The organism is Bartonella sp. B10834G3, assembly GCF_016102505.1.
Lineage (GTDB): Bacteria > Pseudomonadota > Alphaproteobacteria > Rhizobiales > Rhizobiaceae > Bartonella > Bartonella choladocola.
Genome location: NZ_JACFOM010000001.1, coordinates 569,629 through 596,560 on the forward strand (window position 1 = coordinate 569,629; position 26,932 = coordinate 596,560).

Consider the following 26,932-nt stretch of genomic DNA (forward strand, 5'->3'; position numbering starts at 1 on the left):
AACTGCCCTTCAGTTTTTAAACTGCACTTCAGTTTTTATAAGCAGAAATTGAATTTTTGCTTTGCTCGCATGCATTCAAGCTTGATAAATATCAAGCGTCGGCAATGTCATTCTTATCGACGCTTAAATCGAAAGCGGCATTCATCAAAGCTCTGGTATATTCGGTTTTCGGTGATGAAAACACTTCTTCTGCCGGTCCATGTTCAACCATTTGACCATTTCTCATGACAATAAGATCATTGGCCAATGCTTTGACAACTTTCAGATCATGGCTGATAAAGAGATAGGCGAGATTGTGCTTTTGTTGAAGAGTGCGCAACAAATCGACCACTTGTGCCTGAACGCTCATATCAAGAGCCGATGTCGGTTCATCGAGCATCACAAAACGCGGATTGAGAACCATGGCGCGGGCAATTGCAATACGTTGGCGTTGACCACCGGAAAATTCGTGCGGATAGCGATTGCGCGTTTCAGGATCAAGATCGACTTCTTCTAAAGCGCGCACAACTCGCTCATCGCGTTCTTCGTAATTCAGGTTTTTCTCGTGAATGAGCAGCCCCTCGGCGATAATTTCACCGACCGACATTCTTGGCGACAGCGAGCCGAACGGATCCTGAAAAACAATCTGGATATGACGGCGCAAAGGTCGCATCTGTTTGAAGGAAAAATGTTCAATATCTTTCCCGTTAAAACGGATATGGCCTTGTGAAGAAATCATACGGGTGAGCGCGAGACCCAGTGTGGTTTTTCCCGAACCGGATTCGCCAACAACGCCCAATGTCTGTCCTTCACGTATGGTCACGTCAATATCATTAACCGCCTTGATGTAATCGACCGTGCGGCGGAAAAAACCTTTTTTAACCGGAAACCAGACTCTGACCTTTTCCCCTTCCATAACAACAGGAGCATTTTTATCGGCTTTCGGCGGGTTTCCTTTCGGCTCTGCGGCAAGCAGTTTTTTGGTATAGTCATGTTGCGGATGACTGAATATGTCGGCGGTTTTTCCTGTTTCAACAATTTTTCCGCCGGTCATCACACAAACACGGTCGGCAAATTTCCTCACAATTCCGAGATTATGGGTAATAAAGAGCATCGACATCGAACGCTCTTGCTTGAGCTTTTCAAGAAGTTCGAGAATTTGCGCCTGCACTGTCACATCAAGTGCGGTTGTCGGCTCGTCGGCGATAAGAAGTTTCGGATTATTGGCAAGTGCCATTGCAATCATAACGCGTTGGCGCTGACCGCCGGATAATTGATGGGGAAATGACGACAAACGTTTTTCCGGCTCGCGGATTCCCACTTGAGTGAGAAGCTCGATCGTGCGTTGGCGAGCGTCTTTATCCGACATGCCTTCATGAACTTTCATCACCTCGCTTACCTGCCGCTCGACCGTGTGAAGGGGATTGAGCGAAGTCATCGGTTCCTGAAAAATCATTGCAATGTCTTTACCGCGAACTTTCTGCAAAGATTTTTCATCAAGCTTCATCAAATCCTTATTGTCAAAAAGGATTTCGCCTGAAGGGTGGCTTGCCATCGGATAGGATAAAAGCTTCAGAATAGAAAGCGCGGTTACAGACTTTCCCGAACCTGACTCGCCGACAAGCGCGAGTGTTTCACCGGAATTGATGTCAAACGAGACGTGATCGACGGCAAGTGTTTCCTTGCCATCCTGACGAAACATCACTGAAAGATCGCGAACACTGAGCAAAGCTGTCATTGGAATGTCTTCCTCGGATCGAAAGCATCACGGGCGGCTTCACCGATGAAAGCCAGAAGCGACAACATGACCGCAATAGCAACAAAGCCGGTAATGCCAATCCACGGAGCGTTGAGATTGGTTGCCGCCTGCCGCATGAGTTCTCCAAGCGAGGCCGACCCCGGAGGCAAACCGAAACCGAGATAGTCAAGCGCGGTCAAAGTCGAGATACCGGCTGTCAACAAAAACGGCAAATAGGTAAGTGCTGCAACCATGGCATTGGGAAGAAGATGGCGTATCATGATCGTGATATTCGGCACACCCAGCGCCCTTGCTGCATTGACATATTCAAAATTTCTGGCCCGCAAAAATTCCGCACGCACGACGCCAACCAGCGCCACCCACTGGAACAGCAACATAATTCCCAGTAGAACCCAGAAGCCTTGGGCAAGAACCGCCGCCATAATAATGATGAGATAAAGCGCGGGAACCGAAGACCAGATTTCGATGAAACGCTGGAAAATGAGATCGACCCAACCACCGAAATATCCCTGCACTGCACCGGCAGCAATGCCGATAATCGAAGAAACCGCCGTCAAGATAACCGTAAACAATATGGAAACACGAAAGCCGTAAAGCACACGCGCAAAAACATCACGTGTCTGGTCATCTGTACCAAGCCAGTTCCAGTTTCCGATTGTGCATTCGGGATCCTTTGCACCAAGAGCGTAATTCTTGCACCGTTCGTCTTTACTTTGGAGCCAGAATGGCGGAGCCAGCGCAACAGGCTTGTTGCCGACTGTTGTATCATAGGAATAATGCACCGGCGGCCATATTGCCCAGCCATGTTCGTTGATTTCTTTCTTGATATAATCTTCCCGGAAATCGACCGTTGCAAGGACGCCGCCAAATTTGGAATCGGGATAATCGAAAAGCACCGGAAAAAGCAGCTCGCCCTTATAGGATGCGATAATCGGTCGGTCATTTGCAATGAAATTGGCACCAAAAGAAAACAGGCAAAGAATAAGGAAAATCCACAACGACCACCAGCCGCGACGGTTTTTCTTGAAGTTTCTCCACCGCCGTTCATTAAGCGGCGACAAAAACGGCCTTTTGTTGCGGCGGGGTTTTGCTGGCTTTGCCACGTCGATTGTCTGTCCGGAAGGTTGCTCGCTCATCAAACGTCCCTCTTCTCGAAATCGATACGCGGATCGACAAGCATATAGGTAAGATCGGAAATCAGGCTGACAACAAGCCCGATCAACGAGAAAATATAGAGCGAACCGAACACGACCGGATAATCACGATTGACAATGGATGTATAGCTTAAAAGCCCCATTCCGTTTAACGAATATAGCATTTCAATGAGCAGCGATCCGGTGAAGAATGACGCAATGAAAGCTGCCGGAAAACTTGCAATGACAACCAGCATGGCGTTGCGGAAGACATGCCCGTAAAGAACCGCGTGTTCGCTTAAACCTTTTGCCCGTGCGGTGACTACATATTGTTTTCTGATTTCTTCCAGAAAACAGTTTTTGGTCAGCAATGTTGTCGTGGCGAAAGCCGAAATTACCATGGCTGTGAGTGGCAAAGCAAGATGGTGGAAATAATCCAGAATTTTGCCGCCGAGCGACAATTCATCAAAATTTTCCGATGTCAAATGGCTCAATGGAAACCAGTCGAAAAATGACCCTCCGGCAAAAAGCACCATTAACAGAATACCGAACAGGAAACTCGGTATTGCATAGCCAATAATGATAACGGCACTTGTCCATATATCGAATGTGGAGCCGTCCTTGACGGCCTTGCGTATACCGAGAGGAATGGAAATTGCGTAAGAAATCAACAATTGCCATAGCCCTAAAGAAATCGAAACCGGCAAGGCACCTTTGATAAGATCGACGACAGAACGCCCTTGCGTATAGGAATCCCCGAAATCGAAACGGATATAATTCCACAACATCGTGAAATAACGTTCAAGCGGCGGTTTATCAAAACCGAATTGCTTTTCGAGTTTTGCTATAAATTCCGGATCAAGGCCGCGTGCACCACGATATTTTGCACTCGCGTCGCTACCCTGAAACGTTACCTCCGATGAAAGCCCAAGATCGCCACCACCGCCGGCAACCCGCCCCATGGCATCGCCACCGGTCCCTTGCAATTGTGCAATAATATTCTCGATAGGACCACCGGGAGTAAATTGCACAATGACAAATGTCACCGTTAAAATGCCGATCAATGTCGGTATAATCAGCAGCAAACGCCGCGCTATATAGGCCGCCATATGTTTCTTTCATCCTTTTTCCGGTATGAGTTTTGTTACACCCGCAACATGCGAATCAAACCGGTGCGTTCAATTGAACCCCTATTCTGGAACATTTATGGTAAACAAATGACAAACAGCCGATTTCACAGCAATTCCGGTTCTTGGGCGTTCTAGTACACCGCAGTTCTAGTTTTTGTCTTTTTTCACCCACCATGAGGGAATATCAACGCCGCTTGCTTCCGGTTGCGGTTCGGGAATGCCGAATTTGTCCCAATAGGCAATATTGAGATGTTCGGCATACCATTGCGGGATAACGTAATAATTCCACAACAAAACCCGGTCGAGAGCACGCGTTGCAGCAACAAGTTCCTCACGATCTTTTGCATAGATGACACGTTCGATGAGTTTATCGACAGCCGGATTTTTAATGCCCGCAACATTATAGCTTCCCTGCCGGTCAGCCGCTTTCGAGCCCCAATATTCCAATTGTTCATTGCCGGGTGAATCGCTTTGGCCGATAACCTTGATGACAAGATCGAAATCGAAATTCGCTTCGCGATTTTGATATTGTGATGCGTCGACAACGCGCATGGATGCATCGATTCCCAAACGTTGAAGATTGGCTATAAAAGGTGCTGTCGCACGCTCGAATGCCATGTCACTCAGCATCACTTCCAATGTGAAAACTTCACCCTTTTTATTGACAAGCCGGTTCTGCTCCAGATGCCAACCGGCTTCATTCAACAAACGCATGGCTTCTGTCAGATAGCGCCTTGATGAATCGGGCTTGTCATAAACGGGGTTGGAAAAGGGGGTGGTAAAGACTTCGGCCGGCACTTCATCTTTGACCGTTTCAAGAATTTCAAGTTCCTTCCCCTGAGGCAAACCTTTTGCCGCCAGATCAAGCCCGTCAAAATAGCTTGAGATCCGATGATAATCATTAAAAAACAACGATTTATTGAGAGACTCGAAGTCAAAAGCGAGGTTGAGTGCCTGACGCACGCGCCGGTCGGCAAATTGCGGGCGGCGCGTATTGATAAAAAATCCTTGCATACGTCCCGAGCCATGAAAGGCGAAACTGCGCCTGATAACTTGCCCGTTTTTGACCGCTGGAAAATCATAGCTCTGGTTCCAGCGCTGGATACGGTTTTCCAAATTCCAGTCGACGAGATTACCTTTTTTGAAGGCTTCCCATGCAGCGTTCGGATCAAGAAAATAGCTATAATGCTCTTTATCGAAATTGAACCGCCCACGATTGACAGGAAGATCGGCTGCCCAATAATTTTTAACCCTTTTCCACGTGATCGATTTTCCGGCTATAAAACTTTCAACCTCATAAGGCCCTGACCCCAAAGGTATTTCGAGAGTTGGTGCAGTAATATCCCTTTTTTTACCCGTTTCATCGGTCCCCTCCCACCAATGTTGAGGCAGAACCGGCATTTGCCCCATCACATAAGGGAGTTCGCGATTGCCTTTTTCTTGAAACACAAAGGTGACTTCATTTTCACCGGTTTTTTCGGCTTTTTTGACCGAATGATAATAATTGTTGAAAAATGGCGAATTGCTTTTCAAAACATTGAAGCTCCACACCACATCCTCGGCGGTAATGGGGCGACCGTCATGCCATCGGGCTTTTTTGTTCAAGTGGAATTTTACCCACGAAAAATCGTCCGGATATTGTGCAGCCTCGGCTATAAGGGGATAGTTGACCGACGTTTCTTCGGTCGAAGGTGCCATCAGTGTATCATATTGTTCCCCGCCACCGCGGGAAGAAAAACCCGCTGCAGGTGTACCTGTAACAATATAGGGGTTGAAACTGTTGAATGTGCCGGTGCGACTATCGTTAAAAGTGCCGCCTTTGGGCGCATTCACATTGACATAATCATAATGGGTAAAATTGGCGCCATATTTGGGTTCAACTCCGAGAGACAGGCTCGTGCGCCACTCGGGATCGGCGATAGCTATACTATTAAGGGCGAAAAAGAGACAAAAAGCCAATCCGAGTTTCATCAAATCCCCAATCGATTTCAATATAGCCAATAGAAAACAGATTTTATTGATTGTTATTCTTAAGGGGTTAAATGTGGCAATTCAACCGGCTCATCAGAAAGACTACGCAAATAAAGAATAAGATCAGCTCTGTCTTTCTCGTCTTTCACACCGTTAAAAGCCATGGCCGTTCCGGGAATATATTTACGCGGGGAAGCAAGATAGGCGTCAAGCGTTGCAAAGTCCCATGTCTTGCCATTTTCTGCCCGCATAGCGCGCGAATAGGTGTATTCGGAAGCGGAAGCAAATGGCCTTCCCACTATTCCATATAAAGGTGGGCCGACACGTGCAGGGCCATTTTTTGCAGGCGTATGACATAAACCGCATTGGCCGAATACCTTGCGGCCATTTTCAATATCCGCCTGTTGAAGCCTTTCAATGAGTGATATTTGTTGTTTCGGCTCTGCCTTTTCGGTAACCGGTGCTTCTTCACCGTTGATTGAATAAACAATTTTTGCCGGTTGCTGGTGGTCATAAACAAGGTCACTGCCATAAACGATTAGAAAAAGAAAAACAGCCCAGAGAAGACAGGCGGCAATAAGATCGTTGACAGTGGATACCTTCATAAAAAATTCGGTCGCTTAAATTTTATAGATGTTGAAAATTTAAGTCTTTTGCGTCATCAACGCAACATCTATAAATCGGATAGAATAAACTGGGATAATAATCTTCAGGACGATGATGATGGCTTTTTCTACTCTTATACTTATTCCTGCCCGCATGTCTTCAACACGACTTCCCGGAAAACCTCTGGCCGATATTGCCGGAAAGCCGATGATTGTTCATGTTGCCGAACGCGCCAATAAGGCAAATCTCGGCAGGGTGGTTGTTGCAACCGACCATGAAGACGTTGCCAATGCTGTCAAGGCGCATGGAATGGAAGCTGTCATGACACGCCCAGACCACCAATCGGGTTCCGACCGTATCTATGAAGCATTAACGCTTCTTGATCCGGATAACCGTTTTGATGTCATTGTCAATGTGCAAGGTGATTTGCCAACAATTGCGCCGCATGAAATTGCCGCAGCATTGAAACCACTTGAAAACCCTGAAACGGATATTGCCACTTTGGGGGCCGAAATTTCGGTTGAAGAGGAAAAGTTCAATCCGAATGTGGTGAAGATCGTTGGTTCGCCGATCGGAAAAACCAGATTGCGCGCCCTTTATTTTACCCGCGCTACAGCACCCTATGGCAAGGGGCCGCTTTACCACCATATCGGCCTTTATGCCTATAAACGTAAAGCACTTCAACGTTTTGTCTCGTTACAACCTTCCTATCTTGAAAAGCGGGAAAGCCTTGAACAATTGCGTGCGCTTGAAGCAGGCATGCGTATTGATGCGGAAATTATCGAAACTGTGCCTTTAGGGGTTGATACAATTGAAGATCTCGAACACGCAAGAGAAATGATCGGGGCGGGAAAATGACAAAAACCAATAAAATAGCGTTCCAAGGTGATTACGGCGCCAATTCCGACACAGCATGTCGCAATATGTTTCCCGAAATGGAGCCTTTGCCCTGTACAACATTTGAAGATGCTTTGCATGCGGTCGAGAGCGGAGAAGCCGACCTTGGCATGATTCCGATTGAAAACACGCTTGCCGGACGTGTTGCCGATATTCACCATTTATTGCCGCAAACAAAACTCTTCATCATCGGCGAATATTTTTTACCGATCCATTTTGAATTGATGGTGCTGCCCGGTGTCAAACGTGAAGAGATAAAATCTATTCATAGCCACATCCATGCACTGGGACAATGCCGCAAAATTATCCGCGACAATCATTGGCAGGCGGTCGTTTCATCCGACACGGCGGGCGCTGCCAAATTCATTAAACAGGCAGGTGACCGCACACAGGCAGCCCTTGCACCAAAACTTGCAGCCAAACTTTACGGTCTGGATATCATTGAAGAAAATGTCGAAGACTCGGAAAATAATGTAACGCGTTTTGTTATCCTCTCGCGGGAAGAGAAACGCGCACCAAAACCCGAAAACGGCGAAAAGGTCGTGACCAGTTTTCTTTTCCGTGTGCGCAACGTTCCGGCAGCACTCTATAAAGCCATGGGAGGTTTTGCGACTAATGGCGTCAACATGACCAAGCTTGAAAGCTATCAGGTTGGCGGCACATTCAATGCGACACAATTTTTTGCCGATATTGAAGGCCACCCCGATCAGCCGATGGTGCGCCTTGCTCTGGAAGAATTGGGCTTCTTCTCGACCAAGGTCAGAATAGTCGGTGTCTATCCGGCTAGTCCTGTCCGCGACACGAAAATTTATGGGTGAGGTTCACCGGCTTAGCCGGACGGTGCTCTTAAATCACAGAAATCGGCAGAAATGTACCGATTGCTATTTGTGTGTTTCAAGCATGAATTTTTACCCGAACTTTTATCCTGCTTATGGCAAGTGATAATATTTGAGGGTTGACGACAATCGGGTGAGAATGTTCGGCCATAATGATGAAGATTAGAGAATGGCCGCTCTCAAGACTTGAGATCAACACATGTGGCTTTTGTATTTTCCGTCCGGTCGAAGCATCGGGTTCAGAACGGATGAGACAAGCTGTTCAACACGAAATACCACAAGCGGATAATTTTGAGGTACTCGGTTAAATGATATAGCGGCGCTTTTCAAAACTCACAAAAACCACCGCCACCAAAAGCCATATCCTAGTCGATAAACTTCTTTTCCAGCCATTCCCTTATCAAAAAATTGGCAATTGCTGCGCGGGGTGGCAAATGCAGGCCTTGTTCATGGCGACCGGCCATCATGAGTGCTACTTCCTGACGGGTAAACCAGCGCCCGTCTTCCATCTCGTCATAGCCGATGGTAATCTTGTCGTCGAGCGCTTCGGCATGACAACCGAGCATCAAAGAATGCGGAAACGGCCAAGGTTGGGACGCAATATAGACCACCTTGCCCACCGGTATTCCCATTTCCTCGCGTGTTTCCCGACGCACCGCCATTTCCAGTGTCTCCCCCTGTTCGACAAAACCGGCAAGGCAGGAATAACGCCCCTTTTCAAAGCTCGGTGTGCGGGCAAGAAGGCACTTGTCCCGAAAATGGACAAGCATGATGGCAACCGGATCTGTTCGCGGAAAATGCTCGGTTCCGCAAGCCGTGCAGATGCGCTTTGCACCGCCTGCCGCAATCCGGCTGGGCTTGCCGCAACGCGAACAAAAGCGGTTATTTTTGTGCCACATGAGCAATGAATAGGCTTGTGCGAGAACGCCCGATTGCGTCTGGCTGAAAAGTGCGCGGCTATAAGCTTCCCTCAACCCCACCTGATTGAATGGTGAAGGGGGTTGACCGGCAAATTCTTCAACCGGCAAAGCAATAACCGGATTTTCATCTTCCCAACCAAGCAGGCAGGCTTCTTCCCATTGCGGCTTGAACAGCTCTAACGATTTTTCATCAAGATAGAGATCGGCCATCCCTTTAACATTCCGATAGACGATTGAAAAACCGTTGAGCACAATAAAATGCGCATGATGGTTTTTCTGTTCGGCTACGATTGTATCCGTACGCTTTTCAAGCTGACGGTTGATAGGGTTTCCGATAAATGCAATTGCAGAAGATGTCATATTCAATCCAGCCTTAATTCAATCGAGCCTCAGTTGCAGCTTACGAATAAGCTTGCGAGCGGCTTCATCGCTATAGGGAACGGGTTCTCCATATCCCCAGACCGTTTTCGGCCAATTTATATCGCCTTCGTTACGGGCAATAATGTGCACATGGAGTTGTCGTACGATATTGCCGATAGCGGCTGTGTTGACTTTATCGCATCCGGTGATGGCTTCAAGTGCTACAGCAACCTCGTTCATTTCGGCAATAAGAACCTGTTCATCGTCGACGGAAAGATGATGTATTTCTTCCGCTCCGGCAATGCGGGGGACGACAATAAGCCACGGCCAACGGGAATCATTCATGAGCCGGACATCGGATAAGGCAAGCCCGACAATGAAAAAACTGTCTTTTTCCAAACGTGGATCAAGTTTAAATGGCTGTTGCAACGTATTTATCTCCATGTTTTTCGTTTCACGACTTGCTTTTTTGTTTCAAATTAGCGATATGAACGCCGGGAGGTTGGTGGTGGACGAGCCACTCGCCAACCGGGTCAGGTCCGGAAGGAAGCAGCCCTAACGAGCTTCGGCACGGGTCACAGTGCCAGCCTCCCACTCATTATACCAATCACATCTTATTCAGGTCACGTCTTGTTTATCGGAAAATTCGGGCAATGGCGTTTTGAAAAATTCCCTAAACTGTCGAAAATCCCCACCTGAAATCCTATATTTAACACAATTGGTTGACGCAGACGCCGTCAAAGTCCACATTCAGGAAAATCACATTTCGGAAACTGGAAGAACACATGGAAAGCACTGAGGCAGAGACAGGTTATCGCGTTCTCGCCCGAAAATATCGGCCACAAAATTTTTCCGACCTTATCGGTCAGGAGCCGATGGTGCGCACACTTACAAACGCATTCGATAGTGGACGGATACCGCAAGCATGGATGTTGACTGGCGTTCGTGGCGTAGGAAAAACCACGACAGCCCGCATCCTTGCGCGTGCACTCAATTACAAGACAGACACAATCGATAAACCGACAATCCATATGGACAAACTCGGCGAACATTGTAAGGCCATTATGGAAGGCCGGCACGTCGACGTGATCGAAATGGATGCGGCATCCCATACCGGTATTGATGATATAAGAGAAATTATTGAACAGGTGCGCTATCGTCCGGTTGCAGCCCGTTTCAAAGTCTACATTATCGACGAAGTCCATATGCTTTCGACGCAGGCCTTCAATGGCCTGTTAAAAACATTGGAAGAACCGCCGCCGCATGTAAAATTCATTTTTGCCACAACAGAAATCCGCAAAGTTCCGGTGACTGTCTTATCGCGTTGCCAACGCTATAATTTGCGGCGCGTCGATTCAAATGTGCTGGCAGCTCATTTGAGAAAAATCTCCGATCTTGAAAAAATCGAGGCCGAAGACAGTGCTCTTGCTTTGATTGCCCGTGCCGGAGAAGGTTCTGTTCGTGATGCGCTTTCAATACTCGACCAGGCGATTGCCCATGGTGGCGGCAAAGTCGATGCCGATTCTGTGCGTACCATGTTGGGGCTTGCCGACCGCACGCGCATTATCGACCTTTTTGAAATGATTATGAAAGGCGATGTTGCCGGCGCTTTAAAAGAATTTCGCGATCAATATGACGGTGGAGCCGACCCGCTTGTCATTTTGAACGAGCTTGCCGATTTCAACCATCTGGTGACGAGACTGCGTTTTACGCCCGAAATTGCCAATGATATTTCGCTCATTGAAGAAGAACGCGAACGCGGGCTTGATTTTTCCAAAAAACTGTCTGTGCGCGTTCTCTCAAGTACCTGGCAAATGCTTCTTAAAGGTACTCAGGAGGTTGATTCGGCTGCAAGTCCGATTGATGCTGCCGAAATGCTTTTGATCCGGCTCACCCATGCGGCCGACTTGCCAACACTTGACGAGGCGCTGAAAGCCCTTGGCGAGGGAAAGCCTGCCATCAAACTTCCACCAAGTTCCGATGGGGCACAAGGCAAAGATGATTCGCACGATGTGAGCGGCAATTCCGAAAAAAGCAGTGCCAATTCCGGAAAAAATATCATGGAAGAACAATCCGCAACAAAAAATGTGTTGGCGGGTAATTCGACCGGCAGTGACAATGCTTATTCAACGGGAACTCATGAAACTGCCCGTGCAGAGATTGATAATAGCTCTCGCAATAACGCCGTGGCGGAACAGCAGAATTTGCAAAGCCCTTCCCCGCAAAAAGCACCAACCATGCAATTGGTGAGCACGTCTTCGGCCGCATTGGAGCCGGACGAGCAGGTTTCGCAACCCCTCGAAAGAAATAACGAAACCGCGGAAGAGAACAGCGAACCGGCAGTAAACAGGGTTATTCTTCATTCCTTGCAGGATGTTGTCGATCTTGCCGACAAGCATAATGACATGCAATTCAAACTTCTGGTCAAGGAATTTGTGCGTCCCGTTTCGTTCCGCCAAGGCCGTATCGAATTTGAACCGGCTGAAGGTATGCCTCGCTTTTTTGCCCATGACATGGCAAAAATGCTTAGAGAATGGACAGGCGAACGCTGGACTGTGACTGTCGTCAACGAGGGCGGCGGATTGACTTTGCGTGAAGAGGATGAAAAAGCCCATCAGGCACTTTTATCCGATGCCGAAGCCGATCCCGATATTGCCAAAATTTTGAGATATTTCCCCGGTTCAAAAATTGTCGATGTGCGTGTCAACCGATCTGACGACAGTCTTGATTTGACCAATAATGACGATATGACTGATGAAGACGACGAAAACGATCAAGGAGAATAAACCCCATGCGTGACATGATGGGCATGATGAAAAAAGCCAAAGAAATGCAGGCAAAAATGCAGGCCATGCAGGATGAAATGGCAAATATTCAGGAAACGGGGTCATCAGGCGGTGGTCTGGTCAGTGTGACTTTGACCGGTCAGGGAACCATTTCTGCAATCAAGATTGATCCTTCACTGGTAAAACCCGATGAAGTTGAAATTCTCGAAGACCTGATTATGGCTGCCCATAATGAAGCCAAAGCGAAAATTGAAAACACAATGGCTGAAAAAACCAAGGAAATTACCGCCGGTCTACCAATACCTCCCGGCTTCAAACTGCCATTCTGATTTGTGTTTCCTTCGGTTACCGACTTTTAAAACCGGTAGAGAAGACAAGAAACAAAAGACATTTCAAAAAGCTCGTTGTGTGGAAGCACAACGGCTTTTGTTTTTCATTAAACAACAATTCGGCTAAATGCCTATCCGCTCTGTTCAAAGCTCGATAAATCCGTTTTCATGCATTCGCTTACAGGGATATAAAACACTTGCACTTTGAATAATGAGAGCGCGATAAATATGGCTTTTGCCGCTCGCAAATAGTGATAATGAAAACAGATCATCAACCGGTATCAAACCGGATTGTAAAAAGAATCGGAGTAAAGAACACGTGTGATGAAGAGGCGAGAACAATTGTTATTTCAAAACAATCGGTTTTTAAACTCCATGCTTTTGTTGTAACTATGGGAAAATAATCTTCATATCAAAAGACGGTATATCCGTTACATTCAATTCAAAAACTGGCAATTCAATAACTGGCAATCCAATAACTGGCATTTTCCAGAAGTTTGCATATATATTTTTAAAAGAGTTCGTCCATGTCAAAGCATCTTGCGGGTCCAGAAATAGAAAAGCTCATCCAGCTTCTTGCACGTGTTCCAGGTCTTGGGCCACGTTCGGCAAGAAGGGCTGCGCTTTTCCTGATTAAAAAAAAGGAAGTTTTGTTAAAACCTCTGGGTCTTGCCATGCAGGATGCCGCTGAAAAAATTCGTATTTGTTCGGTCTGCGGAAATGTCGATACATCCGACCCCTGTTCGATTTGCACCGACCCGAGGCGCGATCAATCAACGATCATCGTTGTCGAAGATGTCTCCGATCTTTGGGCGCTGGAGAGAGCCGGTACAATGCAGGTCAAATACCACGTTCTGGGTGGGCATCTTTCGCCGCTTGATGGCATAGGGCCGGATGATCTTAACATTGCAGGTCTCGTCAACCGTGTGGCAGAAGGCGATGTCAAAGAAGTGATACTTGCAGTCAATGCAACAATCGAAGGCCAGACCACAGCCCATTATCTCACTGACCTCCTTCATCCCTATCCGGTGAAAATTACCCGTCTGGCACATGGCGTTCCGGTTGGCGGAGAACTGGATTATCTTGACGATGGCACTTTGGCTGCGGCGTTACGAGCAAGGACGAGTCTTTGAAGAATGTTGAAAACTTACCGTTTTTTTACAGCATTTATCCTTCTCTTTGCCGCTTTGGTGGCAAATGCCTCCGCCATTGATCGTGACGCGATCAACAACCAATTTAGTGATTGGCTTAACAAGGATTTTTATAAAGAGGCTCTCAAATCAGGAATTTCGGCCGGAACATTTTCGGAAGTCCTTTCTACAGTCACGCCCAATCTCGCATTACCCGACCTTGTGATTCCAGGAGAAAAGCCGGAAGCGCAAAGGCGCCAACATCAGGCGGAATTCAGCGCACCGGCCAATTATTTTTCGGCAAAAACATTGGCCCGTCTTATTGGTGACGGGAAAGCGCAATTTTCCAAAAACCGTGGGCGTTTGAAAAAAATAGAAAAACAATATGGCGTTCCCGCTTCGATTACACTTGCCATATGGGGGCGGGAATCCAATTTTGGCAGTGTTAAAATCCCCTATAATGCTTTTGAAGTTCTTGCAACCAAAGCGTTTATGAGCACACGAAAAGACATGTTCAAAACCGAGCTTATCGCCGCTTTGACCATTGTACAGAATCATTACATGGATGCGGCTTCCATGAAAAGTTCGTGGGCGGGTGCATTAGGTCAACCGCAATTCATGCCGACATCCTATTTGAAATATGCTGTCGATTTTGATGGTGATGGCCATCGCAATATCTGGACATCAACACCGGATACTCTCGCTTCTATTGCAAACTACCTCAAGCTTAACGGTTACAAAGCAAATGCCGGTTGGGGCTATGAAGTCCAAGTTCCAGAAACTGTCGGCTGTTTTCTTGAAGGTCCCGATCAAGGAAAAATGTTAAGTGAATGGCAAAAGCTCGGTGTTTTACCGCAGTCTTCCGACGCCCTTCCCGAAATTGACAAAAGCCGCCCGCTTTATCTTCTTATGCCGGCGGGGCGTCTTGGACCGGCCTTTCTTGTCACCGACAATTTCTATGTGTTGAAATCTTATAATATGAGCGACCTTTATGGGCTTTTTATTGCCACTGTCGCGGACGGGATTGAAGGAAAACGCGGCTTTATCGAGTCCTGGCAAAAAGTCGACGAGCTTTATCAGTCCGAAGTTTTAAATCTACAGAACAAATTGCAATCGCAAGGTTATGATATAGGCAAAGCCGACGGTCTTGCGGGGTTTAAAACGCGCCGTTCCATTGGACTGTGGCAACAAAAACACGGACAGAAGCCGACCTGTTTTCCCAGTCGTTCTTTAATTGCGGATATTCGCTAAATGGCATCACATTCCGGTTCCAAAGTAGTCATCTATGCAGCACTCGCAGGCAATCTTCTGATCGCACTTACCAAATTTGTTGCCGCATCATTTACCGGTTCGTCGGCTATGTTGTCAGAAGGTGTGCATTCGATTGTCGACACCGGCAATGAATTGTTATTATTGCACGGTCTCAAGCGTGCCTCCATTCCACCCGATCGGGTTCACCCTTTCGGCCACGGGCGGGAGCTTTATTTCTGGAGTTTTATTGTTGCCCTGCTGGTCTTTGCATTAGGCGCCGGTGTATCGTTTTTTGAAGGCGTTTTGCACGTTCTCGCCCCTGCGGAAATTCATAATGTAACCGTCAACTATATTGTTTTGGGGCTATCGGTATTTTTTGAAGGAACCTCATGGCTTCTGGCTTTGAGGCATTTCCGCCGCACAAAAGGTAAACTCGGCTATCTTGCTGCTGTCCACCGTTCCAAAGACCCGACCGTTTTTTCTATTCTTTTCGAGGACAGTGCAGCACTTTTAGGCATTGCAATTGCTCTAACCGGCATTACCGCTTCGATTCTGACTGGTAATTTTATTTTCGATGGCATTGCCTCGCTTGGCATTTCTGTCATTCTGGCGGTAACAGCGATTTTTCTTGCCAGAGAATGCAAAGGACTCCTTCTCGGCGAGGCTGCCCTTCCCGAAGTCCAAAAGGCAATTTTCAACATTGTATCCGCCGACCCCGATGTGCAAAAGGTCAACGGAATCATCACCCAGCAGATGGGTCCCAATCAGGTCGTCGTAAATGTCAGCCTCGAATTCGAGGACAAACTGACTGCACCGAAAATAGAAGAATGTGTGCTACGTATCGAAAAAAATCTGGCGATTGCAAGACCGGAAGTGGTCGGATTTTTCGTAAAACCGCAAACTGCCGGAATCTGGGCAAGAAGACGGGAAAAAATAGAATCAAATCATGAAGACAATAATGACAATGATGAAGAATAGAAAATAAGTGATGAATTTCTATTCAATGACAATAGATAGCTTCATTTCTAAAAAAACAAACCGGTTGGAATTTTCGGTTAGAAAAACTCTAAGCCTCACCACCGCTATAATCGGCTCTCATTCAAAAATCGCTGAAAGACATCATGTCGTGTCGTCAACAAATACGGTTGACAGACAGGAAAGAAGCAATATTCCAGACGTTCAGACTCGTTAAAAACCCTCGCCAGAGACGGTTTTAGCCAGAGATAATTTTGCCAGTGATAATTTTGCCAGAGATGGTTTTTGAAAAAATATGCTGTTGTTTCCGGCTTGATTTTTTCTCACTCGTCTTTCGGACGCAGTCTGACAATGAGATCGACGTGGGAAATTTCCATACCATCTGGCGGTTCGGGTAAATTGCCTACAATCGGCTTGCCTTCCGGGCCTGAAGGAATATCGACAATTTCGTTTTCCCCTTCAAGGAAGAAATGATGGTGATCGGATGTGTTGGTGTCGAACCAGGTTTTCGAGCCTTCTACAGCAATGATGCGCAACAACCCTGCCTCGGTGAATTGATGCAAAGTGTTATAGACTGTTGCAAGTGACACCGGCACAGCAGCTTTGACTGCTTCTGCGTGCAATTCTTCGGCCGCAATATGGCGGTTTCCTTTGGAAAATAACAAGTCGGCCAGAGCCATGCGCTGCCTTGTCGGGCGCAAGCCTTTTTCGCGTAAGCGTTTTTCCAATTCTCCAAGCGAATGATAAATCACTATTTTTTCCGCGTTATTTGAAGTTTCCCACCAATCCGATAGATATTGTATATACTGAAAAGCATTTGCAATCAAGTATACTTGATTGTTACCATCACCTTTAGAGCTATGCTTTTCTCAACTTATACGGGCGTCTGGTCATAATTATCACAAATAAAATTGATTAAGAACGTGTTTTGTCATCAAAAACTGTCGAAAAGCGGTTTCAACATTGTTGAATATGCTCTAAGAGTATGTCGTAAAAAGGCGCTAAGAGTGATAAAGTGCTGACGGATGGAGTAACAATGGCTGAACAAAAGTCTAGCTACACGTATGAAGAGCTTTTAAGCTGCGCACGCGGTGAAATGTTCGGAAAAGGCAATGCACAATTACCGGCTCCGCCAATGTTGATGTTCAACCGTATTACCGAAATCAGCGAAAATGGTGGCGAACACAACAAAGGACTGATTCGTGCCGAATTCGACATCACACCGGATTTATGGTTTTTCGCCTGCCATTTTATTGGCGATCCGGTCATGCCCGGTTGTTTGGGGCTTGATGCATTATGGCAACTCACGGGTTTTTTCCTCGGTTGGCTTGGTGAACCCGGCAAGGGACGTGCCATCTCAACAGGAGAAGTGAAATTTTCCGGAATGGTTACGCCAAAGACGAAGCTTATCGAATATGGTATTGATTTCAAGCGTGTTATGCGTGGTCGGCTTGTGCTCGGCATTGCTGACGGTTTTGTTAAAGCCGATGGTGAAATAATTTATAAGGCGGCCGATTTGCGTGTAGCCTTATTCAAGGAAGAGTAAGTATTCTTTCAAATAGACAGGGTGGCAAATAGACAGGGGGAGCGAACCTTTGTTTATGAGATACCAAGGAGATACTGATGCGTCGAGTAGTTGTAACCGGTATGGGAATTGTCTCATCAATCGGGAATAACCCTGAAGCCGTCCTCAATAGTTTGCGTGAAGCAAAATCGGGTATTAGTTTTTCGCAAGAATACGCAGATCTGGGCTTCCGCAGCCAGGTTTACGGCATGCCGCATATTGACATTGAATCACTCGTTGATCGTCGCGCCATGCGTTTTCACGGACGTGGTACTGCCTGGAATCATATTGCTATGGATCAGGCAATTGCCGATGCAGGGCTCTCATCTGCCGAAGTTTCAAATCCGGAAACCGGAATTATTATGGGTTCCGGTGGGCCATCGACACGCACAATCGTCGATTCAGCCGATATTGCACGCCAAAAAGGCCCCAAACGCGTTGGTCCTTTTGCTGTGCCAAAAGCCATGAGTTCGACTGCTTCGGCAACGCTGGCTACCTTTTTCAAGATAAAGGGCGTCAATTATTCGATTTCTTCCGCCTGTGCGACATCCAATCACTGTATCGGCAATGCATATGAGCTGATCCAGTTTGGCAAGCAGGATCGTGTTTTTGCCGGCGGGTGCGAAGATCTTGATTGGACCTTATCGGTATTGTTCGATGCCATGGGTGCTATGTCGAGTAAACGCAACGCAACGCCTGAAAGTGCCTCACGTGCCTATGATGCGGGTCGTGACGGCTTTGTTATCGCAGGGGGAGCGGGCGTTCTGGTGCTTGAAGAACTGGAAGTGGCCAAAGCACGCGGTGCAAAGATCTATGCAGAGATTGTCGGATATGGTGCGACATCGGATGGCTATGATATGGTAGCCCCCTCCGGTGAAGGGGCAGAGCGCTGCATGCGCATGGCTTTATCAACTGTCAAAAATAAAATTGATTATATCAATCCCCATGCCACATCCACTCCTGTGGGTGACCCTCCGGAAATAGAGGCCATTCGCAAGATTTTCGGTTCGGGTGATTCGTGCCCGCCGATTTCGGCAACCAAATCGCTAACCGGCCATTCACTCGGAGCTGCCGGTGTGCAAGAAGCCATTTACTCACTTCTTATGATGAAGAATGATTTCATCTGTGAAAGTGCTCATATTGATGAGCTTGATCCGGCGTTTGCGGATATGCCGATTGTACGCAAACGTCTTGATAACCAAAAACTGAACACAGTCCTGTCAAATACTTTCGGCTTTGGCGGAACCAATGCAACGCTGGTTTTCCAGCGTTACGAATAAACCGGACACTTTCGTTAAGAGAGTGCCACAGGCTTACGGAGAATATGATGGAAGGTTTGATGAAGGGCAAGCGCGGCCTCATAATGGGCGTCGCGAACGACCATTCAATCGCCTGGGGAATAGCATGTCAGCTCGCAAAAGCGGGGGCTGAACTGGCTTTTACCTATCAAGGAGATGCATTTGGAAAGCGTGTCCAACCCTTGGCAGAAAAATTAGGTTCCAAGCTTTTGCTTGAATGCGATGTCGAAAACATTGCTTCGGTCGATGCTGTTTTCAATCGGCTGGAAAAAGAATGGGGTACACTTGATTTTGTCGTTCATGCGATCGGTTTTTCTGATAAATCGCAGCTCAAAGGACGTTATGTCGATGTGACGACACGCGAAAACTTCAGTCGTACAATGGTTATTTCGGCATTTTCCTTTACCGAAATTGCCCAGCGCGCCGGACGGTTAATGCCTAACGGTGGCGCATTGCTGACATTGACCTATGGTGCATCCCAACATGTTGTTCCCAATTACAACGTTATGGGGGTTGCAAAAGCCGCACTTGAAGCGATGGTGCGCTATTTGGCGGCTGATTTCGGGCCGCAGAATATCCGTGTCAATGCAATTTCAGCGGGTCCCGTTCGCACACTTGCCGGTAATGGTATTGGTGCAGCGCGCGCGATTTTCTCTTACCAGAAGCGCAATGCACCTTTGCGTCGTACGGTTGATATTAATGAAATTGGCAAATCGGCACTTTATCTGTTATCCGATTTGGCTTCCGGTGTTACCGGCGACATCCATTATGTTGATTGTGGCTATAATATTATGTCCATGCCGATACTGGAAGAACTCAAAGACAGTGACGAATCACGCGGCGAATAATTTTCGCCGCGTTTTTTATTTCGGGGGTGATTGTCTGCATTTCCTTTTGGCACTGTTGCCCAATTCATGGGGATCAGTCATTTATCAGGCTTCCGTTCCGCTCAATCCCCTCACTCGACAAGAATAATTCAGCAGAACAGGCAAGCTGTCGCACCACTGTGGTGAGCCTCTCCTGTCATCGTATATAGCGGCATTGATTGCTGCCTTTTCCATCAAGACCGTTCACCGTTTATCAAAGTATAGTTTTGGAGCGAAAATCCGGCAGAACACGATTGCCTATCCTATTGATTTGCTCCCGAAAAAGGAAAATATCCTTTGGCTTCGTTTTCAAATCTGTCAATGATGGTACGTCAATGATGGCAATTCACGTTTTTTGATACGCGTTTTTATTTGCCATTTTGTCGTGTGGCAGGTTAAATAATCTTTTTCCTTGTGGTCACTCAATTATCAGTCGGAATAGTCCTCAAAACATTCAAACACGTTTGTGTTGTCTTTACCCGCCTCTTTATAGCCTTTTGATAAACGTCATTTGCGCGCTTCAATCACTTTGAAGCCGTTCTGCTCTTCAAGAAGCAGTACTTTCCGGAAACATTTTTGCAAAGTCGTTTCATAGGGCAATTGCCGATTGGCCACCATGAGAAAGCAACCACCGGGTTTCAACCTTTGCGCTGCAACACTTATGAATTTTTGTCCCAATGAGACATCTGCCGCACGCCCGTCGTGAAATGGCGGGTTCGACAAGATTGTATCATAAATCCGATCTATCGGCTCGCTTGTAATATCCTGCCATAAATAATCGACCGGAAGGGAAGCGTGAAGGCTGCCTATATGTGTTTTCGCCGCCTCCAGTGAATTATAATCGGCCTCATAAAGATCAAGCTCGGTAAGCTTTTTTGCCTGTTTGATCGCTTCATAGGAAAGATAGCCCCAGCCTGAACCGAAATCGGCCGTTTTACCAAACACAATTCTTTCCATATGTTTGACCAACATTTTTGACCCTTGGTCAATACGCCCGTTTGAAAACATGCCTGCCTGTGTTGTGAAGGCATTTTCAAAACTTTGCGGAAGCTGTTGAAGCGTTTCCAGCTCTTTTTCCTGAATATCCTCCGGTACGGTCAACCAGAAAACAATGCCATGTGCTTTCGAGAGCTTCCCCAAAACCGGAACAATAGAATTGACCCATTTCAAAAAGGATTGGGCACCGGATAATTTATCGCCACTGACAATAATTGTGCCACCGGCTTTCACCACATGCAAAAGAGCGAGAAACCGGTTCTGGTTCAGTTTTTTATGCTTGTTAAGCTCAAGGAGACCACCCGAAAACTTTTTTGTTTCATCGGGTAATTCGGGCAAGCATTTAAAGCCAGCCTGTTGAAACGTTAAAAAATCCGCCCGCCAAGGTTGAATAATTTCGAGTGATTTGACCCAATCTTTTTCCGGTTTTTCTGTCAAACCGAATGCGCACCACAAACTTTCCGGATGTGGATGTTCTATAACATTCTGGTTAAAAGGCAGAAAAACCGACATTTTGAACTCGCTTTTTTTAAACCGGCTTTTTAACAAGCCCGTATCTTTGTTCCTTTATCGTTATGCTGAAGAAGGCGCAATTTTAAAATTGAAAACAAAAACCGGAACAATGATCTACCTGCAAAGATTTGCAGCAATAGATATTTGTTTTCTGTCCGGAATTTTTGACAATATGTCGGATCCAAGAACCGCTTTATGCAATGATCGCTTTTGAACGAACCATTCTTAAAAAAATAACCGGACTTTCCGGTAGATTGCTTTTATTCCAACCTCGTCATCCAAAGAAAACCAAATCCCGTTTGATTTCCTTCGATTCCCTTTGATTTCCTTTGATCTGCCTTGATCTGCCTTTGATTTCATCTCCAAAAAAAAGCCGCTCATGAGGAGCGGCTTTTTCCATTCAATGTTGTTTCAAAGACTATTCTTTGTCTTTATCAGCATTCTTTTTGCGACGATGTTTCTTTTCAGGCTTATCGGATTTTTCATCCCTCTCGCCCTTTTCACCATTGTCTTCGTGGTGCTTTTCAGCCTTTTCATGCTTTCCATGTTTTTCGGCATGGTCGGATTCTTCAGACTTCGGAGCTTCTTCGCGCGGAATTTCCTGCCCTGTTTCCTGATCGACAACCTTCATCGACAGGCGGACTTTGCCACGTTCATCAAATCCCATAAGTTTGACCCAAACTTTCTGGCCTTCCTTGACGACATCTGTCGTCTTGTTGACGCGTTCGGGAGCCAATTGGGAAATATGTACCAGACCGTCACGGGGACCGAAGAAATTGACGAAAGCGCCAAAATCGGCTGTCTTCACAACAGTACCCTGATAGATCTGTCCAACTTCCGGCTCGTCGACAATGGAATGGATCCAGCGTTTTGCAGCTTCGATTGTTTTGGCATCGGAAGATGCAATCTTGATTGTGCCATCATCTTCGATATTAATCTTGGCACCGGTTTGCTCGGTAATCTCGCGGATAACCTTGCCGCCGGAACCGATAACATCGCGGATTTTATCGACAGGAATATTCATCATCTCGATACGTGGAGCATATTCACCCAATTCGGAACGTGCTCCGGTCAAAGCTTTTGCCATTTCACCCAGAATATGGATGCGGCCTTCTTTGGCCTGTCCGAGTGCCACTTTCATGATGTCTTCGGTAATGCCGTTGATTTTAATGTCCATCTGCAAAGCAGTGACACCATTTTCCGTACCGGCAACCTTGAAATCCATATCGCCAAGATGATCTTCATCACCAAGAATATCGGAAAGGATTGCATAACGGTCACCTTCCTTGATGAGGCCCATAGCAATACCGGCAACAGGATGTTGCAACGGAACACCGGCATCCATCAATGCCAGGGATGTACCGCAAACAGTAGCCATGGATGACGACCCGTTGGATTCGGTAATTTCCGAAACAGCGCGGATTGTGTAAGGGAAACTTTCCTGCGAGGGAAGCATCGGATGGATTGCACGCCATGCAAGCTTTCCATGGCCGATTTCACGGCGCCCCGGTGAGCCGATGCGTCCGGTTTCACCAACCGAGAATGGCGGGAAGTTATAATGGAGAAGGAATGTTTCCTTGTACATTCCTGTGAGCGAATCAATATATTGCTCGTCTTCACCTGTTCCCAAAGTTGCAACAACGACGGCCTGTGTTTCACCACGGGTAAACAATGCCGAACCGTGCGTGCGTGGCAAAATGCCGACTTCCGTATAGATCGGGCGGACTGTTTTCAAATCGCGACCGTCAATGCGGCTACCTGTATCGAGAATGTTCCAACGAACAATCTTTGCCTGCAAATGCTTGAAGACTGTCGCAATTTCTTCTGCATTATATTCCGGCTCGTCTTCACCTTCAGGCATGAACTTTGCGTCGACCTTGGCTTTGACTGCATCAACAGCGGCATAACGCTCTTGCTTGTCGGTAATCTGATAGGCTTTACGCAGATCTTTTTCGGCAAATTTGAGCATTTTCTTTTCCAAAGCGCTCAAATCTTCGGGAGCAAATTCACGTGGTTCCTTGGCAGCAACTTCAGCGAGTTTGATAATCGCGTCAATAACCGGCTTGAAGCCGTTATGACCGAAAACAACAGCACCGAGCATCACATCTTCACTCAGTTCCTGCGCTTCCGATTCAACCATCAAAACCGCGTCGGATGTGCCGGCAACGACGAGATCAAGCTTTGATTCCGGCATTTCATCAATATTCGGATTCAACACATATTTGCCGTTGATATAGCCGACACGTGCGCCACCAATCGGCCCCATGAACGGAACACCCGAAAGTGTCAAAGCAGCAGAAGCGGCAATCATCGACAAAATGTCGGGATTGTTTTCAAGGTCATGCTGCAAAACAGTGATAATAACCTGAGTTTCGTTTTTGTAGCCTTCTGCAAAAAGCGGGCGGATCGGACGGTCGATCAAACGCGAAATCAATGTTTCACCTTCGCTCGGACGGCCTTCACGCTTGAAATAACCACCCGGTATTTTACCGGCTGCATAAGTCTTTTCCTGATAATTGACTGTGAGCGGGAAAAAATCCTGTCCGGGCTTGGGTTCTTTTTCGGAAACCACGGTGGCGAGAACAATTGTTTCGCCATAAGTTGCCATAACTGCACCGTCAGCCTGACGGGCAATTTTTCCTGTTTCAAGAGTTAGCGGGCGGCCTGCCCAGTCAATCTCTACTTTATGAGTGTTAAAAAACATTTCTTGTCCTTGATTAACCGTCAAAGGCATATTCCCCTTTAAACGGCCTAGTTCTTTTGTCATGTCATGGGCAAGACAACGAGACGCACACGATTGTTTTCCTGTGCGGCTGGCAATCCTGCCCCATGACGGTTCCTCGATTTCTGCGACTTTTTCAAGTTGTAGAAATTGAAAGGCGGGAAACCTTGTGATTTCCCGCCCTGATTGTTTTAGCGACGCAAGCCGAGCTTGGAAATCAACGACTGGTAACGTTTTTCATCGACACCGTTCAGGTAATCGAGAAGACGACGACGTTGGGAAACAAGTTTCAAAAGGCCACGACGGGAATGGTTATCCTTTTTGTGGGATTTGAAATGCTCGGTCAAATTGGCAATACGTTCTGACAAAATAGCAACCTGTACTTCCGGCGAACCTGTATCGCCTGCTTTGGTTGCATATTCATTGATGAGAGCCTGTTTACGTTCAGCAGTAATCGACATCGTATCATCCTTTCAAAAAAATGGGACATTGAAGACGCCCCGGCCGGGATGTCGTCCAGCTAGGGTCTATGAATCGGCAAATGCAAAAACATCTGCACGACAGGTTCATATATAGGAAATGCGCAGCCATTACTAGCCCTGCCGATCATTTGCCAAGGTTTTCGACCAATTTTCCTTCAGCGTTCTTTCAACGCCTTTAAAAAACAGACGTCATTCAAGCCAATGATTAAACGCGATAACAATGTTCTTTATAAATCCGGTTGTAATTTATATATTTTTCGCAATTTAAAACTTAACCTGACGATATATTTCAAAATATCAACTTTCAAAGTGACATTAAAAGACAATTCAATCTTTTTCTTTTTTAAAATTGTAATCGGACAATATTATCAAAAATAGGTGTGTGGATTTTTACCCCGAAATAAGCAAGTCCTGGCATCGAGACTTGCGGCTTTCATAGGTCTCGCCTAGATTGAATCAAATAAATTCATATAACGGGAACCGATGCAACAAAAAAGCTCAGCATTTGCACCATTCAAAAGTCACGCGTTCAGAAGCCTGTGGGCGGCAACGCTTGTATCCAATCTGGGTGGCCTCATCCAGACAGTCGGTGCCGGCTGGCTCATGACATTAATCAGCACGTCCCATTCAATGGTAGGGCTTGTTCAGGGGGCGAACACTTTACCGGTTGTCATTTTTTCACTGTTGGCCGGTGCACTCGCCGATAATTTCAATCGTCGCCAGATTATGATTACCGCCCAATTGATGATGATGGCCGTTTCGGTTCTCCTTGCGGTTCTCACCTATCTCGGTCTTTTAACCCCGTGGCTGTTGCTTGCTTTCACCTTTCTGATCGGCTGTGGCTCGGCCCTTTATAATCCTCCCTGGCAAGCGACTGTTGGTGACATTGTTCCGCGCGAGGATATTTCGGCTGCCGTTACATTGAACAGTGTCGGTTTCAATCTGATGCGCAGTGTCGGCCCTGCAACCGGCGGCGCTATTGTTGCCGCATTCGGTGGTGCAGCCGCATTTGTTTTCAATGCATTCAGCTATATTCCGCTTCTTGGTGCATTGTTTTTCTGGAAACCGGACTATGTCAATAATGGTTTGCCACGCGAACGGCTTGTCGAGGCAATGTCGGACGGTTTGCGCTATGTCTTGATGTCACCGCATCTTTTAAACATCATGACCCGCGCATTCATGTTCGGATTGGGTGCGATTTCGGTTCTTGCACTTCTGCCCGTTATTGCGCATGACAAACTCGACGGCGGTGCTCTCATTTACGGCACGTTGCTCGGTTCTTTCGGCATAGGAGCTATAGCTGCCGGCATTATCAATTCGCAGATAAGAAAACGTTTTTCCTCGGAAGCTATTGTTGCCGGTTCTTTCATCGGTTACGCATTGTCGTGTCTGTTACTTGCTTTGAGCAATTCGGCAATCATTGCCCATATTGTTCTTTTTCCCGCCGGTATGTGCTGGGTTCTGGCACTCTCGCTCTTTAATGTTTCTGTGCAATTGTCAACGCCGCGCTGGGTTGTCTCACGCGCTCTGGCACTTTATCAAACATCCTCTTTCGGGGGGATGGCGGTCGGAAGCTGGCTATGGGGAAGCCTCGCCGACAGTTATTCGCCTGTCGTTGCTTTATATATTTGTGTAATATTTCTTGTCATCGGCGCATTGATGGGGTTCAAATTCACAATCTTTGAAATACCGGGTCTCAATCTTGATCCGCTCGATCAATTCCGCGAACCCGAACTGCATCTTGACCTTCAGGCAAGAAGTGGCCCGATCATGATAATGATCGATTACGAGATTAAAGACGAAGATCTTGCAGAATTTCTCAAAACAATGTCGCTAAGGCGGCGTATCAGATTGCGTGACGGAGCGAGACAATGGACCTTGTTACGTGATCTCGAACACCCCAACCGGTGGATTGAAACCTATCATATGCCAACCTGGGTGGATTATCTAAGACACAATCGCCGCCGCACAAAGGCTGATGCCGAAGTAACGGAAAAACTGCGCCAATTAAGCCAGATTCCCGATGGCTTGAGAGTGCACAGGATGATTGAACGCCATACTGTACCGGGTGCCGACCAGATACAGGTTAAACATTCGGCCCATCATCTCCATTAAACATAAAAGCCGGAAGTGAAAAAAAACCTGCGGTCAATGTTATTTTATCAAGACTATATCTCTTATGAAGAGCTTTTCTTGCACAAATTAAAAATTTTCAAGAAAATAGATCATATAAACAATAGAAATATCTATATTTTTATATAAATATCCTCTAATTAATCAATAATTTTATAAAAATTTATTGTTTTAATAGTTTATTTTTCATTAAATATATAATATATATTTTTAATGTTACATGATAAAATAAATTAACAACGAAAATTGAATCTATACAAAATAAATTTTATTTTCCCGCTTCCAAACAACAATAA

At 46.5% G+C, this 26,932-nt stretch carries 21 protein-coding genes, 1 other RNA gene and 1 pseudogene; 12 read left to right on the forward strand and 11 right to left on the reverse strand.

All coding sequences use genetic code 11. The annotated features are described in order from the left end of the window. Positions 1–91 precede the first annotated feature (91 nt). From H3S94_RS02505 to H3S94_RS02525, 5 genes are all read right to left on the reverse strand, one after another. Complete coding sequence (locus H3S94_RS02505) at positions 92–1,717, reverse strand: ABC transporter ATP-binding protein (RefSeq protein ID WP_198240189.1); 1,626 nt, start codon at positions 1,715–1,717, stop codon at positions 92–94. Then, positions 1,714–2,874, reverse strand: coding sequence for an ABC transporter permease (locus H3S94_RS02510; protein ID WP_077990670.1), 1,161 nt, complete (start codon positions 2,872–2,874; stop codon positions 1,714–1,716). The genes H3S94_RS02505 and H3S94_RS02510 overlap by 4 nt, the downstream gene beginning before the upstream one ends. Next, entirely contained in the window at positions 2,874–3,980 is a 1,107-nt protein-coding gene (locus H3S94_RS02515) for a microcin C ABC transporter permease YejB (protein ID WP_075869757.1), read from the reverse strand. Before H3S94_RS02515 ends, H3S94_RS02510 begins: the two co-directional genes overlap by 1 nt. A 168-nt stretch (positions 3,981–4,148) precedes the next feature. Further along, the gene (locus H3S94_RS02520; RefSeq protein ID WP_198240190.1) at positions 4,149–5,972 is read right to left on the reverse strand and encodes an extracellular solute-binding protein; all 1,824 of its coding nucleotides are present in this window, start codon (positions 5,970–5,972) and stop codon (positions 4,149–4,151) included. Positions 5,973–6,031: 59 nt separating this feature from the next. Beyond that, positions 6,032–6,577 (reverse strand): cytochrome c family protein, encoded by a 546-nt coding sequence (locus tag H3S94_RS02525; protein ID WP_198240191.1) that lies wholly within the window; start codon positions 6,575–6,577, stop codon positions 6,032–6,034. Between the two features lie 118 nt (positions 6,578–6,695). Here H3S94_RS02525 and H3S94_RS02530 point away from each other — a divergent pair, with 118 nt between their 5' ends. After that, entirely contained in the window at positions 6,696–7,436 is a 741-nt protein-coding gene (locus H3S94_RS02530) for a 3-deoxy-manno-octulosonate cytidylyltransferase (protein ID WP_198240474.1), read from the forward strand. Beyond that, complete coding sequence (locus H3S94_RS02535; protein WP_198230551.1) at positions 7,433–8,293, forward strand: prephenate dehydratase; 861 nt, start codon at positions 7,433–7,435, stop codon at positions 8,291–8,293. Before H3S94_RS02530 ends, H3S94_RS02535 begins: the two co-directional genes overlap by 4 nt. Before the next feature lie 383 nt (positions 8,294–8,676). On the opposite strand, the gene nudC is transcribed toward H3S94_RS02535, so the two are convergent. After that, positions 8,677–9,591 carry an NAD(+) diphosphatase gene (gene nudC / locus H3S94_RS02540; protein ID WP_198230550.1) on the reverse strand — a complete coding sequence of 305 codons (915 nt, stop codon included), beginning with the start codon at positions 9,589–9,591 and terminating at the stop codon, positions 8,677–8,679. Positions 9,592–9,609: 18 nt separating this feature from the next. Continuing rightward, positions 9,610–10,035, reverse strand: a complete 426-nt coding sequence (locus tag H3S94_RS02545; protein ID WP_188318060.1) for an HIT family protein — start codon at positions 10,033–10,035, stop codon at positions 9,610–9,612. Between the two features lie 53 nt (positions 10,036–10,088). Between H3S94_RS02545 and ffs the strand changes: the two genes are divergently transcribed. The 6 genes from ffs to H3S94_RS02575 all read left to right on the forward strand — a co-directional run bounded on the left by ffs (position 10,089) and on the right by H3S94_RS02575 (position 16,065). Further along, positions 10,089–10,186: signal recognition particle sRNA small type (ffs, locus tag H3S94_RS02550), an RNA gene on the forward strand. A gap of 178 nt (positions 10,187–10,364) precedes the next feature. Further along, positions 10,365–12,377: a DNA polymerase III subunit gamma/tau gene (locus H3S94_RS02555; RefSeq protein ID WP_255520154.1), complete on the forward strand. Its 2,013-nt coding sequence runs from the start codon at positions 10,365–10,367 to the stop codon at positions 12,375–12,377. Positions 12,378–12,382: 5 nt separating this feature from the next. Then, positions 12,383–12,706, forward strand: a complete 324-nt coding sequence (locus tag H3S94_RS02560; RefSeq protein ID WP_198240193.1) for a YbaB/EbfC family nucleoid-associated protein — start codon at positions 12,383–12,385, stop codon at positions 12,704–12,706. A gap of 527 nt (positions 12,707–13,233) precedes the next feature. After that, positions 13,234–13,839: a recombination mediator RecR gene (gene recR, locus H3S94_RS02565; protein ID WP_198240194.1), complete on the forward strand. Its 606-nt coding sequence runs from the start codon at positions 13,234–13,236 to the stop codon at positions 13,837–13,839. A 3-nt stretch (positions 13,840–13,842) separates the two neighbouring features. Then, positions 13,843–15,087, forward strand: a complete 1,245-nt coding sequence (locus tag H3S94_RS02570) for a lytic murein transglycosylase (protein WP_198240195.1) — start codon at positions 13,843–13,845, stop codon at positions 15,085–15,087. Further along, complete coding sequence (locus tag H3S94_RS02575; protein WP_077990656.1) at positions 15,088–16,065, forward strand: cation diffusion facilitator family transporter; 978 nt, start codon at positions 15,088–15,090, stop codon at positions 16,063–16,065. It abuts the gene before it with no gap. 320 nt (positions 16,066–16,385) lie between these two features. On the opposite strand, the gene irrA is transcribed toward H3S94_RS02575, so the two are convergent. After that, complete coding sequence (gene irrA, locus H3S94_RS02580) at positions 16,386–16,814, reverse strand: iron response transcriptional regulator IrrA (protein WP_149866625.1); 429 nt, start codon at positions 16,812–16,814, stop codon at positions 16,386–16,388. Positions 16,815–17,098: 284 nt separating this feature from the next. On the opposite strand from irrA, the gene fabA reads away from it, so the two are divergent. The 3 genes from fabA to fabI all read left to right on the forward strand — a co-directional run bounded on the left by fabA (position 17,099) and on the right by fabI (position 19,772). Next, entirely contained in the window at positions 17,099–17,608 is a 510-nt protein-coding gene (fabA, locus tag H3S94_RS02585) for a 3-hydroxyacyl-[acyl-carrier-protein] dehydratase FabA (protein ID WP_077990655.1), read from the forward strand. A gap of 77 nt (positions 17,609–17,685) precedes the next feature. After that, entirely contained in the window at positions 17,686–18,906 is a 1,221-nt protein-coding gene (gene fabB, locus H3S94_RS02590) for a beta-ketoacyl-ACP synthase I (RefSeq protein WP_077990654.1), read from the forward strand. A gap of 47 nt (positions 18,907–18,953) precedes the next feature. Next, positions 18,954–19,772, forward strand: coding sequence for an enoyl-ACP reductase FabI (gene fabI, locus H3S94_RS02595; protein ID WP_198240475.1), 819 nt, complete (start codon positions 18,954–18,956; stop codon positions 19,770–19,772). 525 nt (positions 19,773–20,297) lie between these two features. Here fabI and H3S94_RS02600 read toward each other — a convergent pair. The 3 genes and pseudogenes from H3S94_RS02600 to rpsO all read right to left on the reverse strand — a co-directional run bounded on the left by H3S94_RS02600 (position 20,298) and on the right by rpsO (position 24,482). Next, the gene (locus tag H3S94_RS02600) at positions 20,298–21,299 is read right to left on the reverse strand and encodes a class I SAM-dependent methyltransferase (protein ID WP_198240196.1); all 1,002 of its coding nucleotides are present in this window, start codon (positions 21,297–21,299) and stop codon (positions 20,298–20,300) included. A 568-nt stretch (positions 21,300–21,867) separates the two neighbouring features. Next, a pseudogene (pnp, locus tag H3S94_RS02605) lies at positions 21,868–24,003 on the reverse strand (polyribonucleotide nucleotidyltransferase); the annotation flags it as partial. Positions 24,004–24,212: 209 nt separating this feature from the next. Next, positions 24,213–24,482 (reverse strand): 30S ribosomal protein S15, encoded by a 270-nt coding sequence (gene rpsO, locus H3S94_RS02610; RefSeq protein WP_077990649.1) that lies wholly within the window; start codon positions 24,480–24,482, stop codon positions 24,213–24,215. A 504-nt stretch (positions 24,483–24,986) separates the two neighbouring features. Here rpsO and H3S94_RS02615 point away from each other — a divergent pair. Further along, positions 24,987–26,618, forward strand: coding sequence for an MFS transporter (locus H3S94_RS02615; protein WP_198240198.1), 1,632 nt, complete (start codon positions 24,987–24,989; stop codon positions 26,616–26,618). Positions 26,619–26,932: the final 314 nt, after the last annotated feature.